The following is a 12,681-nucleotide window of genomic DNA, read 5'->3' as shown; positions in this document are numbered from 1 at the left end:
TAAAACTTATCACGCTGAAGCTCATCACCCGAAGGCCATTGGCCGCACGGGCAGACGCCCGCACAGCCAAGGTCCCATTTACAGCAGCACGCCGTAATCTTCCTGTGCAAACAGTGGGGCTGCCCCTGCATCAGCCTCATCAAGGCCGCCGACCAGGATGGTCACTGTCGCCTCGGAAGTGCCGCCCTGCCCATCGGAGATCGTGTAGGTAAAGCTGTCTTCCAGCACCTCGCCGTCAGAGAGCGACTGGATGCCGCCGGCAGCGGTCGGATCGTAAAACAGGGTATCCGTTTCCGCATCATAGGACACCAAAGCACCGTATTCACTGGTACTGGCAGCAAGAGCAAACGTCAGAGCATCTGCATCCGGATCGCTGTCATTGGCCAGCAGATCAAGCACTGCAATTTCAGCAACTTCATCTTCAAAACCATAAGGCAGTTCAACGGGGAGCCATCGCCTTCGAATACAGTGTACTTTACCGAGTCACCACTATGGTGATCCCCCCAGGTGATGATGAACCGTCCGCCCTCAAGCGCCTCGATTTCGTAATAGCTTTGTGTATCCATGGTTTGCTGGTTGACCACGAATTCATCACCTTGCGGCTCGCCTTCTGAACTGAAAACCCGCGCCCAAACACCTGGATGCCTGGCCCATGCAGCCTCTGCCGGATCGCTGTCTCCCGGTGCGCCCCAGACAATAACGAAATTGCTATCTTCAAGCCACGCAACTTTTGGAGGGCTGTCGCCGGACCCGCCGGCCGCATCTTGATGGACCTGAAATTCATCGACCAGTACCTTTCCCTCGTGGTCGATGATTTTTGCAAAATAGGCAGTACTGCCGGAAACATCCGGGTCATAGAACTTCCAAACAACAAGCAACTGCCCGTCCGGCCCTTCCGTTATATCCGGGAAACTGTCCAGCTGGCCTGCGGGCTTGGTGACATCAAATTCAGCAGCAGCGGTGTTGCCGGTTTCATCGAACAATTGAACCTTGATCGTCTTTGAACCTCCGGAACGGTAATAAGGCTCATAGTCAGGCTGAGACCAAGCAACTTAGCCGCCGAAAGGTTTCAGGCCGTTATTCAGGTGGTCGTCACCTGCGACAGGCACATCATTTTCACCAGTGAGGGTCACGTTTACTGTGGCCTGAGAACGGGTCCCAAAGGCATCTGTTACGTAGTAAGTGAAGCTGTCCTCAAAGACATCCCCCTCTTTCAGGCCTTGCAGCAGGTCATCGGCGTTGTAGGTGACGATGCCGCCGTCGAAGCCCACCCGAAGACCGTCGGCGCTCACGTCATCGACGCGAACGCGGGAGGTACCGGCGAGCGTTTCTGCGTCGTTCTCCAGCAGTGTTTCCAGCGATATTGCAAGCGGGCCTTCGCCTTCTGCCGTGATCTGATCATCCTGCAGCTGCAATCCGACTGGCGTATTCAGATCAAGGAGGAGCCCGTCTTCTTCAAACAAAAGCGCCTCGACCCCAAGAAGCGTGTCAGTCCCCTGGCCCCCCTCGCTGCCCGCGCGCGATGTGATATACGCCTTGCCGCGGCCGCCGTTGTAGCGGCTCAGATCAAGGTCGTAGTCCTGAAAGCTTCCACTCAGCACCACGGTGTCATAGCCACGCCCGGCGTTGACATAGTCATCACCCGCGCCGCTGCTGATCCGGTCATCCCCGTTGCCGGTCTGGATGCGGTCATTGCCACCGCCGGAAGAAATATCATTGCCGCCGTTCCCGGTTTTGATGCTGTCGGCGCCGTCCCCGGTTTCAATTGCATTTTGCCCGTGTCCAACCTTGATCTTGTTGTTGCCGCCAAGTGACGTGATCGTGTTGTTGCCGTCTCCAAGCTGGATTGCATCCCTGCCGGCACCAGTCTGAACTGCGTTGTTGCCGTGACCCGCTTTGACCGCATTGTCACCGCCGCCTGCGACAATCATGTTATCGCCGTCACCAGCCCTGAGATTGTCCTTTCCGGTACCGGTTTCGACGGTGTTGCTGCCATCGCCCAGTTTGACGCGGTTGTTCCCGGCCCCTGCATGAATACGGTTGTTGCCGTCGCCAGCCTGGACAACATCGTTCAATCCAGCGGTAGTGATCTCGTTATCGCCGCTGCCGGCCTTGATCTGGGCGCTTCCATCCAGCACCTGCAAAACGTTGTCGCCATCGCCAGCCTTGATCGTGTTGGTGCCGCCAAGATCCGTGACAGAGTTGTCTCCATCCCCAAGCCGAATATCATCCCGGCCGGATCCTGCCTGCACAGAATTGCTGCCATCGCCCAGCTTAATGCGGTTGTTCCCGCCGCCGGCTTGAACCTGATTGTCGCCGTCGCCAGCCTGGATGGCATCGTTCTGAGCTGCAGTGCTGATCTGGTTGTCACCGCTGCCGGCCTTGATCTGTGCGCGGCCGTCCAGCAGCTGGAAAACGTTATTGCCATCGCCTGCCGTGATTTTGTTCGCGCCCCCGGCAACGGTGATACTGTTGTTACCTTCGCCGGTTTGGATCCTGTCTTTGCCGGCTCCTGTGGCAATCTGGTTATCCCCGTCGCCCGTGGTGACGGAGTTGTTGCCGGCGCCTGCATCAATAGTGTTGCTGCCATCACCGGCCGTGATACTGTTCTTTCCATCCCCGGCGGAAATACGGCTGGTGCCCTCCTCAACAATAATCTTGTCGTGGCCGCTGCCAGCCGTGATCGTGTTAACGCTGTCCCACAGATCGCTTGCAGTAATTTTGTTGTTGCCGCTGCCGGCGTTTATCACATTGCTGCCAGCCCCGACAATCACGGCATCATTGCCGCTGCCTGTACTGATCCGGTTGCCGCCGTCGCCGGCATTGATCTTGTTCTTGCCGCCGCCTGCGTTGATCTCGTTGGCGCCATCTCCAACGAGAATTTGATCGTTGCCATCAGCCGCTTCGATCTTGTTGTTGCCATCTCCGGCAAGGATCTTGTTGCCGCCGGCGCCTGCCATAATAACGTAATGCTCGTCGTCCGCCAGAATCCGGTCACCCCTGCTGGTGCCGGTAATGCTCTTTTTGCTGTTCACAATCCCACTCTGAAGCTACCCGGCTGTGACGCTATCCGGCCAGCCCTTTCGAGAGTGTTAAGGAAAAGTGTTCAATTCTATACAACCAAGGACTGCAAGCCGGCAATTTAAATGGCAAGTCTATCCAAAGATAGGACCGCCCGTGCTCAGATACTTGTCTTCTTAAAGACCGCTTCGGGAATGTTACGGATAATCAGCATGATCAGCTGCCACACAGGCCGCACATACACAACATTCCGGCCTTTGGATGCGGCGGCGGTGATTGCTTTTGCCACCTCTTCAGGCTGAGCAGTCAACTTGGCCGGCAAGTCCATGCCCTCGGTCATTTGCGTGGCGACAAACCCGGGCAGCACGGTGACAACATGAACACCTTTGCGGGCCAGCCGGTTGCGAAGCCCGGATAGGAATGCGGTAAAGCCGGCCTTGGCCGACCCATAGACGTAATTGGACGCTCTGCCGCGCTCACCGGCGACTGAACTGATGCCCACCAGCGTGCCGGTGCCGCGCTGCTCGAACCGGTTGGCAAGAGCCGCCAGAATGCTTGCTGGCCCCTCAAAATTACTCCGCAGCACCTGGACTGCTTGCTGGGGCGTCTGTTCGCTTTCCGCCTGATCGCCCATATAGCCGATGGCGCAAACCGCTATGCCCGGCAGTTCAGGCAGCGCATCGGCAAAACCCTCGTGATTTTCCAGCGCCAGCGCATCGAATTCATGCAGACTCACCGGCACGCCATGGCGCAGTTCAAGATCCGTTTTTTCAGCCCCGAGCGTGTCCGCCCGGCGGGCGGCAAGCTGCACTGGATGCCCTTGTGCGGCAAAGGCATGGGCCACGGCCAAGCCGATGTCCGAACGGGCGCCAAGGATCAGAACAGGAGATTTTGTCATAGCGAAAGCCTTTGCGATTGTGCGGACTGAAATGACGGGTGCAGCCCGGAGGATTGCCGCATTCCGGTGAAGCCCGCAGCCCTGGGGTCCGCCGCGCGCAAAGTGTCCGCGTGCATCCGGCTGTCCTTGGCCAGGTAGAACCGGCCGCCATGGGCAATGGTGATCCGGTCCAGTTCCTCCATCAGCGCCAGGCTGCGCGGATTGACCGGGAAATCCAGCGCCAGCGTGTAGCCTTCCATCGGAAAGGAGAACGGGCTGTCCTGCGGTCCCAGCCGCTTGAGCACCGCCAGGAAAGACCCCTGCCCGGCAGCCGAGATCGCCTGCAGCAGTCTGCGCAGGCCGGACCGGGCGCTGTCGAGCGGCAGTACACATTGAAACTGGGCAAACCCCTTGCGCCCGTAAATCCGGTTCCAGCCAAGCAATGCATCAAGCGGGAAAAAGTAGCGGTTCCAGTCGGTAATCAGCATCCCGGCCTTGCGGGCGCCCGCCCAGTAGTAGGCCGAATTGAAGGCCCGGACACTGAAGCGGTTCAGCAGAAAAGAGGGGAACACCGGCGGCACCTGCCGGGTCTTTGCACTGGCGATGGCATAGGGGGCGGCCGCCTGTTGCGCGCTCAGGTCCTGCAACTCCGCATGTTCACCCAGCATAACAAGCGAGCGGCCCAGCGAGCGGCCTTCCGACAGGCAATCGATCCACGCCACCGAATAGGTTGCGCTGGCCGACCACTCGAAGATTTCGATTGCGGCATCCAGATTTGCGGCCGGCTGTGTCTGCTGCCGGATCCAGGCCGACGGCACCGCCCGCAGCCTGATCGCGGCCCTGACAATGATCCCGGTGAGCCCCATGCCGCCGGCAGTCCAGCCGAACAATTCGCTGTTCTCCTGCGCCGAACAACGGCGCAGCGTTCCATCCGGCCCCATGACATCCACCCAATCCAGGCAATTGCGGAAACTGCCCTCCTTATGGTGGTTCTTGCCATGCACATCCGCCGCGATCGCTCCGCCAAGGGTCACAAACCTGGTGCCCGGCACCACTGCCGGAAACCAGCCGCGCGGCAGGAAGGCCGAGATGATATCGCCCAGCAACACCCCGCTTTCCGCCACCAATTGCCCGGTTCCGGCGTCAAACGAGATCATCCTGTTGAAATGCCGCATGTGCAATGTCGCCGGCAGGCCGATAGCGCTGTCGCCATATGCGCGGCCATTGCCGCGGGCAATGACCGAGGGGTGACCGGCGATCATGGTTTGCAGCTCAGCCTCATTCCGGGGGGCCATAAGCTGTGCCCGTGCCACCGGGTAGTTCCCCCAGCCTGACAGCATTTTCATTCCGTTTCCTTTGCGCCTTGAGTGAAAACGAAATGCCGGTCCAGCTGGTATTTCACCGTATAGCCGATCACCAGCCCGAGGACAGCTCCGGCCTCGCGCGCACCATCAGTTCCCCAAGTTATCCAAAACAGCGTTTCCGTAATCCAGAACACCGCTGTGGTTGCGACACCCATCAAGGCATACAGCGAAAAGGTACGCCCCTGATGCTTGAGACCGCTATGCTGATCAAAGAAGATCCAGCGCTTATCCAGCAAGTATTTAACAACCAGCCCGGCCAGGGTGCCCGCTGCCATGGCAGCGGTGAAATGCGCAGCACTTTCACCCAATTGCAGGACCGCGCGCTGGGTGGCGAGATTGACCGCGGTGGCAACAACCGCAAAGGCCGTGTAGCGGACCAGAAGCTGCTGCAATGTCATAGCGCGCAGCCCCGGACCGCAACAGCCAGTACAATCAGGCTGAACGACAAAAACACCAAGGTGGATTGCATCGGCGTCACAACGCCCGGCAAATGCGCGCTCCGCCTCTGAAACAGAGCCTTGGCCGAGGTGAACGGGCTGTTCCAATCCCGCCCGAAGGAAGGCCAGGAGCTTTTACACAGGATGTTGCTGCGCCGCAGAGTGCCATCCAAATCGACGGCAAGCATACCGGGCTGGCCGGTCCTAAGCGATGAATCTGTCGTCAAATGAAATCAACCGAAAGATGCTTTTACTTCCGGTCCGATTTGTATCAGCACCATCACTTTTTGGCTAGGTGTCAAACTGCCCGCTGGCTGGCCCGCCTTGCCGGCCAGTACCTGCGGGGAATTTCAAACTGCGCCGGATTAACCTATAAGGGCATAAAAACGTTGAGGACGGGCATGACAAATCAATCGATTCCATCCGCCAAGCCAGCCGTTCGCGCACCGGCCAGCGCTGCTCTGCCGCGTGAGACAGCGCTGTTTGCGCTGGCGGCAGGCGTCATCATCCTGGCCTCCAGGCTGCTGGCAGCCGGCCTGCTCGACATTCACCCCGATCCCGTTCACCTGGATGGTTCCTACCAGCATCTCCCGGCGCAGCAGCTGCATGACGGTTTGCTGGATGCCCTGCTCACCCTGCACTCCCAGCCTCCGTTCTGGAATTTTCTGCTGGGGATCGCCGCCAAGGCCTGCGGTGCTCAAGACACCTGCATGATCCAGCTGATCTGGAGCAGCCACCTGGTGCTAAGCGTCCTGACCGCCGCCTGCATGTTTGCGGCGCTGCGGCTGCTGGCGCAATCACGGCGTCTGGCCTGGCTGCTGCCCTTGGCCTATATCCTGTCGCCGGCCGTGTTTTATTATGAGAATTTCCTCCTCTATGCCCATTTCACCTCAGCGTTTTTTGCGCTGTCCTGCCTCTGTGCCCTGCTGTTTCTGAAAACGCAAAAGACGCTCTGTTTCCTGCAGTTCTGCGCCTGTCTGGCGGTGCTGTCATTGACCTGGACGCTGTTCCACCCGATCTACATCCTGCTGGTGGCCGGGCTGCTGCTGTTCAAGACCGCAGCAACCCCTGCCCGTTCGGCCGTCCTGGCCCTGACATTGGCAGTCACGCTGCTGCCGTCGGTGAAGAACAAGGCGGTGTTCGGCATCTTCAGCTCCGGCAGCTGGCTTGGCCTCAATGCGTCGCAAACCGCGCCTGAGCCGATCGAAGGCTGCTCGTTCAAAACATTTGCCCAAGTCCACGGGCTGATCGGCCAGCATACCGGCACAGCGCTGAATGATCCGCGGATGATCCCCTATTCCAAGACCTGCCTGAAAAAATCGCTCGAGGTCATCGCTGCCAGTCCGGTGCAATATGCCGCCGGCGTTGTGGTGCGGGCTTTCACCAGCCTGTCGCTGTGGCCGAACGAATATTTTTACCCGCCGCTGAACTGGGACCGTTTCCCAAAGATCCCCGACACCAAGCGGGTGCTGACGGCCGAGAACAAGATCATAATCGACCCCAGCCTGTCGCGCTTCCTGACCCTGGCGCTGAACCTGTTCGCGCTGATCGCCCTGGCGGAACTGGCCCGCCGGGATCAAGACCGCACACGCCGGGCCTTCTTTCAGGTGATGCTGCTGTCGGTGGTGCTGTTCCTGGGCGTGGCGCATGCAGTGAACGGGCCGGAACAGGAGCGTATGAGATACACGCTGCACCCGTTGTTCTGGGGGCTTTATGCGGTGGTGTTCCAGGAGGCCGCCCGGCGCGCAGGGCGGCTGACCCGCCGCATCCGTGTAAAGGCCCTGCCGGAAACCGGCAGCTCACAATAAGCCGGATAGACCTGCATCAGCCGGCTGGTGCCGCAAGCGGGCAAACCCCTCCGGCACCAGCAGAAATTCACGCGGGACCGCGGCCCCGCCGGGCTTACATGCCCAGAGCTTCCTTATACATTTCCAGCACCGCTTCTTCTTCGTCGATGTCGTTCTGGTCGCGCTTGCGCAGCGCAATGATCTTACGCATGACCTTGGTGTCGTAGCCGCGTGCCTTGGCTTCGGCCATCACCTCTTTCTGCTGTTCGGCGATGGTCTTCTTTTCTTCGTCCAAACGCTCGAACCGTTCGATGAACTGGCGCAGTTCGCCAGCGGTCACACGGTAGTTTTCGCTTTTTTCGTCTTCGGTGATATCCATCTGCGGCTCCGTCGGCACATGCTGTCAATTGCTGTCGGAGCAAGGGGATAGCGCCCCGCCCGCTGCGCCGCAAGCAAGGAAAGCCGCAGAGACCCGCCGAGCGGCAAAAACCGGCGCCCGTCCCCTCGCGGCTTGCACGCAAAGCCCGGATCGGCTAGGCGCGGCGCAGCGCGAAAACCGCAGGAGCACGCAAATGTTCGAACTCATCGTCTGGGCCGGAGCCGCCTTGTCCATCGCCGGTCTGCTGGGCTTGGTCTGGTGCATTGTCCGCGTCGCGCGTGCGCGCCGCCAAAAACTGGACGACGAAGCCCTGCGTGCGGTCGTGCAATCAGTGCTGCCCTACAATCTGGGCGCCCTGCTTCTGTCAGTTCTGGGACTGATGCTGGTTATGACGGGCATTTTCCTGGGCTGAAGCCTGGGGCGCCCTGCCTGACTGACCGGCTAGACCGGCATATTGTCAAACATCTCCTCAACCGCTTCTTCGCACAGCGCGGCTTCCAAACGGCGGAAGCGGCCCGGCACCGCAGCACCCGTCTTGCGCATGTGATCCAGCAACCGGATAAATTCAGGCCGCATGGCAAGCCGGGCAGTACCGGTCTCTTCAAGAATCCGGGTTTCCAGATTTTCAACAGTGTGAAGCAGATCTTCTTGTGTCATTGGCAGTCCTCCCTGGATCATGATGGGGTTACGCTGGTATTTCACAACAGCTGCGTGAAAGCCCGCAAAAATTAGGCGCTCGACCGCCTATTTGTGAAATTTTTCCGGCCGGTTGACGGTTTTGCAGGCGTCACGCACGCCTGCCAAGCATACTGCAGCGCAACATTGCCCTGTCTTGACACAGGTCAACCGGCTGCGATGATTTCAACGGCACCATCGGTCTACGCACCGGCATCCTTGAAACACATTCTCTAATCAATATATGATTATCCAAACTCAAGGGAGAGAAACAGATGACCCCCGCCGTCAAGGCCTTCTTCGACGAAGCCACCAACACCGTTTCTTATGTGGTGGTTGAGCCTGAGGGCTCCGCCTGTGCCATTATCGACTCCGTTCTGGACTACGACCAGGCAGCGGGCCGCACCGGCACGGAATCAGCGGATGCCATCATCGCCTGGATCAAAAATGAAGGCCTGCGGACAGAGTGGATCCTGGAAAGCCACGTGCATGCCGACCATCTGTCTGCCGCGCCCTACCTGCAAGAACAGCTGGGTGGCAAGATCGGCATCGGCGCCCGGATCACCGTGATTCAGGACACTTTCGGCAAAATCTTTAATGAAGGCACCGAGTTTCAGCGCGACGGCAGCCAGTTCGACCGCCTGTACCGCGAAGGCGATGTGTTCATGATCGGCCAGATGCGCGGCGAGGTGCTGCACACACCGGGCCACACACCCGCTTGCCTGACCTATGTGATCGGGGATGCGGCCTTTGTCGGCGACACGTTGTTCATGCCTGATTTCGGCACCGCCCGGTGTGACTTTCCCGGCGGGTCTTCAACCGATTTGTATAATTCGATCCAAAAGATCCTGGCGCTGCCCGGCAACACCCGCATCTTTGTCGGCCATGATTACAAGGCACCGGGCCGCGATGATTACGCATGGGAAACCACCGTAGGCGAACAAAAGGCGCTGAACGTGCATATCGGCGAAGGGCGCAGCATTGAGGAATTCACCAGAATGCGCGACGCCCGTGATGCGACACTGGGTATGCCGCGTCTGATCCTGCCGTCGCTGCAGGTGAATATGCGCGCAGGCCAGATGCCGGAACCGGATGATCAGGGCGATGTATTTCTAAAGATCCCGATCAACAAAATCTGACCGAAGCAAGCGGAAGGCGATCATGGAAACGGATTGGATTTTGGGCTTGGCGGGCGGCATGCTGGTCGGGCTTGGCGGTGCCGTCTATCTTTTGGGCAACGGCCGTATAATGGGTGCCAGCGGTATTCTGGGCGGGCTGCTGGATGGCAGCGGCCGCAGCTCTGCAGCCGAAAGACTGGCCTTCATCACAGGTTTGGTTGCCGTTCCGCTGCTGATTGGCCTGCTGGCCGGTACACCGGAAACCCATGTTACGAGCAGCGCCACCGTGCTGATCATTGCCGGGCTTCTGGTCGGCCTTGGCACGCGGATGGCCAACGGCTGCACCTCCGGTCACGGGGTCTGCGGTGTTTCCCGGCTGTCCTTGCGTGGCATCACCGCGGCGGCGGCATTCATGCTGGCAGGCATCCTGACGCTGGCAGTTCTGCGCCAGGTTATGGGAGTGATCTGATGCTTCGGATTTTACTGGCGCTGATTGCAGGCAGCCTGTTTGGCGCCGGACTAATGCTGTCAGGCATGACTGACACCGCCAAAGTACAAGGGTGGCTGGATGTTTTTGGCCGCTGGGATCCCACACTGGGCTTTGTGATGGGCGGCGCGCTGCTGCCGATGGCACTGGCCTGGCGGCTGGCAGAAGGGCGCCAGCCTGCGGCTGGGGGCAGCTTCCCCGCCCTGCCGCGCGCCGGGCTGGACCGGCGGCTGATCCTTGGATCCATTCTGTTCGGCGCGGGATGGGGCCTGGCGGGGCTCTGCCCCGGTCCTGCAATGGCCGCGCTCAGCTATAACGGCTGGCAGGGCGCGCTGTTCCTGGCGGCGATGGCCTGCGGCATGATAGCCGCTCCCAGGTTCAGCCGGCATCTGGACCGGCGCGCCGCAAACGCGTAAAGACTCAGGATATGGATGCACGCGTTATTACCCCCGCTATTCGGTCTCGCCGCAGATCTCGGCTGAGGACCTGCCCGCCATTGCCGGCGCCGGCTTCAAAACGGTTATCTGCAACAGACCGGACGCGGAAGTGCCGCCCAGCCATCAGGCAGAGGCAATCCGCGCAGCCGCCGAAGCCGCAGGCCTGCGGTTCGAGGTTCTGCCGCTCACCCATCAGACCATGACACCCGAGAATGCAGCCCGTCAGCGGGCGCTGTATGAAGGCTGCGAAGGCCCGGTGCTGGCCTATTGCGCGTCCGGAACCCGCTGTTCTGTGGTCTGGGCGCTCAGCCAGGCCTGCGATATGTGCGCCGATGACATTCTGCTGAAAACCGCGGCTGCCGGCTATCAACTGGACGGGTTGCGGCCAGCACTTGATTCCCTGGCGGGAAACTAACCCTGTGAAAACTCTGCCTGCGTCGAATGTTGCAGGCAGCGGCCAAGCCTTTGGCCGACGCAGGAACCCCGGATCTGACCAATACTGATCCCCCCTGGCCGGAACCCAATGCGTCAACCGGACCCGGAGCCTGCACTGGATGAATGTGCAGGCCGCCAACCGTTTGGAACGGCTATAAGGGTTTGGCTGGCCGCGGCGGCTCCGGGAAAAGGCCCTGGATTCCGGGGCTGAATGATGGCGGTTCGCAGCGCAAAGAACTTAATAAATCAGTTGTTTCCTGGCAATGCGCCGTCCAGCCCTGCCAATTGCGAGATTTCTGCCGCGGCATCCCCCGGGTCAAAATCTCCCAAGTCGACCGCGGGAAGGTCAGGCAAGTCAGGCAGCCCGCCGTCCAGCCCATCCATGCCCAAAGCGGCATCGTCGCCGAGACCGGGCAAATCCATTGCGCCCATTCCACCCATTGCGTCATCCATGCCGCCCATGCCGCCGTCAAAACCGCCGTCACCCAGCGCAGGAAGCCCATCGCCGTCCATGCCAAGACCGCCGCCGCCCAGACCCGGTGCCGCTTCCAATGCCGGCAGGCCCGCGTCCTCCATCGGGTCCTGCAGGCCCTGCGCGGCAATTCCCATATCGAGCGCCGGAGGTCCGCCGCCCATCATGTCGGCGCCTGCCCCGTCGGAGAACCCCATTCCTTCTGCCCCGGCATCGCCTGCCAGCCTGGCCCCGGACTGATTCAGTCGGACTGCACGCGCGCCGTTCATTTGGCCCAGCCGCCCCTGTGCAATCGACTGGCCGCCAATGGTCAGCAGGTCGGTTTCATACAGAAAGGCGGAATCCAGCGGCAGCGAATCGCCGACCTTGAGACCGGCAAAATCCCTCAGGGGCACCCGCATCTTGCACAAAACAGCCGACAGCTCCGCCCGGATAGCCCCAAGGTTGCGGCCCAGAGATGGACCTTGCGCACCGCTTCCCTGGCCGTCCTGCAGCTCTTCGGCAGTAGGTTCCGGAAGTATCAGCTTCATCACGCCCTGCATGGCGCCGCAGGCCAGGTCCAGGTTCAGCTCGATCACCCGGTAATCCTCGGCCTCCATGCCCAGCACCAGACTGCGCACATTTTCAACCTGCGCGCCAAAGCGGTAACCGGTAAAGATTGCCTGATCCGCCTGGCCATCCAGCATCGCAAACACCTTGCCAAAGGTGCGTTCCAGAAACTCTGCCGTCATTGCTGCATCTGTCGGGGTATAGTGACGCTCGTCCGGTGCTTTGCCCATCACCGTACCGATGGTCTGCTGCTGGATCAGCGCTGTCACCGTGGGTGCATCCATGCTGGCCGCACCCATTCTGCCATGCGGACAGTCCAGCACCACCAGAAGATCCTTATCCGACAGCTGGTCAGCCAGATCCTCGGGAATGCGGTTGGATTGCCGGGCTGCCAGAACTGCCACCGGCAACCCGCACAGGTCTGCAGCTGCCCGCGCCACCGACCGGCGCAATGCTTTCAGCGTCAAGGAACTGGTAAGCGCCCCAACACCTTCCTTTGTCGCTGCCAGCTTGCGTGCAAGCACATTTTGCTTGCCGCTGCCTGCCTCTGCTGCTTCTGTTTCAGACATAGGCTGTTTAACCTGCCCCTTGCACGTCCCGTTTCCCCGTTTTTACCCGAAAGGAGGTTAACAACTCCTGTACC

General features: G+C 60.2%; 15 protein-coding genes and 1 pseudogene. 6 read left to right on the top strand and 10 right to left on the bottom strand.

All coding sequences use genetic code 11. From position 1 onward, the window contains the following. Positions 1-78: 78 nt before the first annotated feature. The 7 genes and pseudogenes from ETW23_RS08560 to ETW23_RS08530 all read right to left on the bottom strand — a co-directional run bounded on the left by ETW23_RS08560 (position 79) and on the right by ETW23_RS08530 (position 5,660). A complete protein-coding gene (locus ETW23_RS08560; RefSeq protein WP_254695177.1) occupies positions 79-399 on the bottom strand; it encodes a cadherin-like domain-containing protein in 321 nt (106 codons plus the stop codon). Beyond that, positions 351-983 (bottom strand): hypothetical protein, encoded by a 633-nt coding sequence (locus ETW23_RS08555; protein WP_134829749.1) that lies wholly within the window; start codon positions 981-983, stop codon positions 351-353. The genes ETW23_RS08560 and ETW23_RS08555 overlap by 49 nt, the downstream gene beginning before the upstream one ends. 69 nt (positions 984-1,052) lie before the next feature. Next, positions 1,053-1,931, bottom strand: coding sequence for a VCBS domain-containing protein (locus ETW23_RS25855; protein WP_134829748.1), 879 nt, complete (start codon positions 1,929-1,931; stop codon positions 1,053-1,055). 18 nt (positions 1,932-1,949) lie between these two features. Next, positions 1,950-2,960: pseudogene (locus ETW23_RS26745) on the bottom strand (calcium-binding protein); the annotation flags it as partial. A gap of 221 nt (positions 2,961-3,181) precedes the next feature. Then, complete coding sequence (locus ETW23_RS08540; protein WP_134829746.1) at positions 3,182-3,919, bottom strand: SDR family oxidoreductase; 738 nt, start codon at positions 3,917-3,919, stop codon at positions 3,182-3,184. Then, complete coding sequence (locus ETW23_RS08535; protein ID WP_134829745.1) at positions 3,916-5,244, bottom strand: FAD-binding oxidoreductase; 1,329 nt, start codon at positions 5,242-5,244, stop codon at positions 3,916-3,918. Before ETW23_RS08535 ends, ETW23_RS08540 begins: the two co-directional genes overlap by 4 nt. After that, a complete protein-coding gene (locus ETW23_RS08530) occupies positions 5,241-5,660 on the bottom strand; it encodes a GtrA family protein (RefSeq protein WP_129370653.1) in 420 nt (139 codons plus the stop codon). The genes ETW23_RS08535 and ETW23_RS08530 overlap by 4 nt, the downstream gene beginning before the upstream one ends. Before the next feature lie 266 nt (positions 5,661-5,926). On the opposite strand from ETW23_RS08530, the gene ETW23_RS08525 reads away from it, so the two are divergent. After that, entirely contained in the window at positions 5,927-7,507 is a 1,581-nt protein-coding gene (locus ETW23_RS08525) for a hypothetical protein (protein WP_134829744.1), read from the top strand. A 94-nt stretch (positions 7,508-7,601) separates the two neighbouring features. On the opposite strand, the gene ETW23_RS08520 is transcribed toward ETW23_RS08525, so the two are convergent. Then, positions 7,602-7,865: a DUF2312 domain-containing protein gene (locus ETW23_RS08520; protein WP_024089791.1), complete on the bottom strand. Its 264-nt coding sequence runs from the start codon at positions 7,863-7,865 to the stop codon at positions 7,602-7,604. Between the two features lie 193 nt (positions 7,866-8,058). Here ETW23_RS08520 and ETW23_RS08515 point away from each other — a divergent pair, with 193 nt between their 5' ends. Next, entirely contained in the window at positions 8,059-8,277 is a 219-nt protein-coding gene (locus ETW23_RS08515; RefSeq protein WP_024089790.1) for a hypothetical protein, read from the top strand. Between the two features lie 29 nt (positions 8,278-8,306). On the opposite strand, the gene ETW23_RS08510 is transcribed toward ETW23_RS08515, so the two are convergent. Next, on the bottom strand, positions 8,307-8,522 hold the full coding sequence (locus ETW23_RS08510; protein ID WP_129370651.1) for a hypothetical protein: 216 nt from the start codon (positions 8,520-8,522) through the stop codon (positions 8,307-8,309). 293 nt (positions 8,523-8,815) lie between these two features. Here ETW23_RS08510 and ETW23_RS08505 point away from each other — a divergent pair, with 293 nt between their 5' ends. The 4 genes from ETW23_RS08505 to ETW23_RS08490 are packed head-to-tail and all read left to right on the top strand — an operon-like array spanning position 8,816 to position 10,997. Continuing rightward, positions 8,816-9,679 carry an MBL fold metallo-hydrolase gene (locus ETW23_RS08505; RefSeq protein WP_134829743.1) on the top strand — a complete coding sequence of 288 codons (864 nt, stop codon included), beginning with the start codon at positions 8,816-8,818 and terminating at the stop codon, positions 9,677-9,679. A 22-nt stretch (positions 9,680-9,701) separates the two neighbouring features. Beyond that, positions 9,702-10,127, top strand: coding sequence for a YeeE/YedE family protein (locus tag ETW23_RS08500; RefSeq protein ID WP_134829742.1), 426 nt, complete (start codon positions 9,702-9,704; stop codon positions 10,125-10,127). Further along, positions 10,127-10,561: a DUF6691 family protein gene (locus ETW23_RS08495; protein ID WP_129370648.1), complete on the top strand. Its 435-nt coding sequence runs from the start codon at positions 10,127-10,129 to the stop codon at positions 10,559-10,561. Before ETW23_RS08500 ends, ETW23_RS08495 begins: the two co-directional genes overlap by 1 nt. Further along, complete coding sequence (locus ETW23_RS08490) at positions 10,533-10,997, top strand: TIGR01244 family sulfur transferase (protein WP_134829741.1); 465 nt, start codon at positions 10,533-10,535, stop codon at positions 10,995-10,997. The genes ETW23_RS08495 and ETW23_RS08490 overlap by 29 nt, the downstream gene beginning before the upstream one ends. Positions 10,998-11,263: 266 nt before the next feature. On the opposite strand, the gene ETW23_RS08485 is transcribed toward ETW23_RS08490, so the two are convergent. Further along, entirely contained in the window at positions 11,264-12,607 is a 1,344-nt protein-coding gene (locus ETW23_RS08485; protein WP_134829740.1) for a FliM/FliN family flagellar motor C-terminal domain-containing protein, read from the bottom strand. Positions 12,608-12,681 lie beyond the last annotated feature (74 nt).

Origin of the sequence: Leisingera sp. NJS201, from assembly GCF_004535885.1 — a bacterium.
Taxonomy (GTDB): domain Bacteria; phylum Pseudomonadota; class Alphaproteobacteria; order Rhodobacterales; family Rhodobacteraceae; genus Leisingera.
The sequence above is the reverse complement of the archived record's forward strand: the minus strand, read 5'-3'. Positions and strand labels throughout refer to the sequence as shown.

Coding starts and splice junctions, on each gene's coding strand:
- ETW23_RS25855 (WP_134829748.1), bottom strand. CDS start 1,931: ATGATTGTCGCAGGCGGCGGTGACAATGCGGTCAAAGCGGGTCACGGC.
- ETW23_RS08540 (WP_134829746.1), bottom strand. CDS start 3,919: ATGACAAAATCTCCTGTTCTGATCCTTGGCGCCCGTTCGGACATCGGC.
- ETW23_RS08535 (WP_134829745.1), bottom strand. CDS start 5,244: ATGAAAATGCTGTCAGGCTGGGGGAACTACCCGGTGGCACGGGCACAG.
- ETW23_RS08530 (WP_129370653.1), bottom strand. CDS start 5,660: ATGACATTGCAGCAGCTTCTGGTCCGCTACACGGCCTTTGCGGTTGTT.
- ETW23_RS08525 (WP_134829744.1), top strand. CDS start 5,927: ATGAAATCAACCGAAAGATGCTTTTACTTCCGGTCCGATTTGTATCAG.
- ETW23_RS08520 (WP_024089791.1), bottom strand. CDS start 7,865: ATGGATATCACCGAAGACGAAAAAAGCGAAAACTACCGTGTGACCGCT.
- ETW23_RS08515 (WP_024089790.1), top strand. CDS start 8,059: ATGTTCGAACTCATCGTCTGGGCCGGAGCCGCCTTGTCCATCGCCGGT.
- ETW23_RS08510 (WP_129370651.1), bottom strand. CDS start 8,522: ATGACACAAGAAGATCTGCTTCACACTGTTGAAAATCTGGAAACCCGG.
- ETW23_RS08505 (WP_134829743.1), top strand. CDS start 8,816: ATGACCCCCGCCGTCAAGGCCTTCTTCGACGAAGCCACCAACACCGTT.
- ETW23_RS08500 (WP_134829742.1), top strand. CDS start 9,702: ATGGAAACGGATTGGATTTTGGGCTTGGCGGGCGGCATGCTGGTCGGG.
- ETW23_RS08495 (WP_129370648.1), top strand. CDS start 10,127: ATGCTTCGGATTTTACTGGCGCTGATTGCAGGCAGCCTGTTTGGCGCC.
- ETW23_RS08485 (WP_134829740.1), bottom strand. CDS start 12,607: ATGTCTGAAACAGAAGCAGCAGAGGCAGGCAGCGGCAAGCAAAATGTG.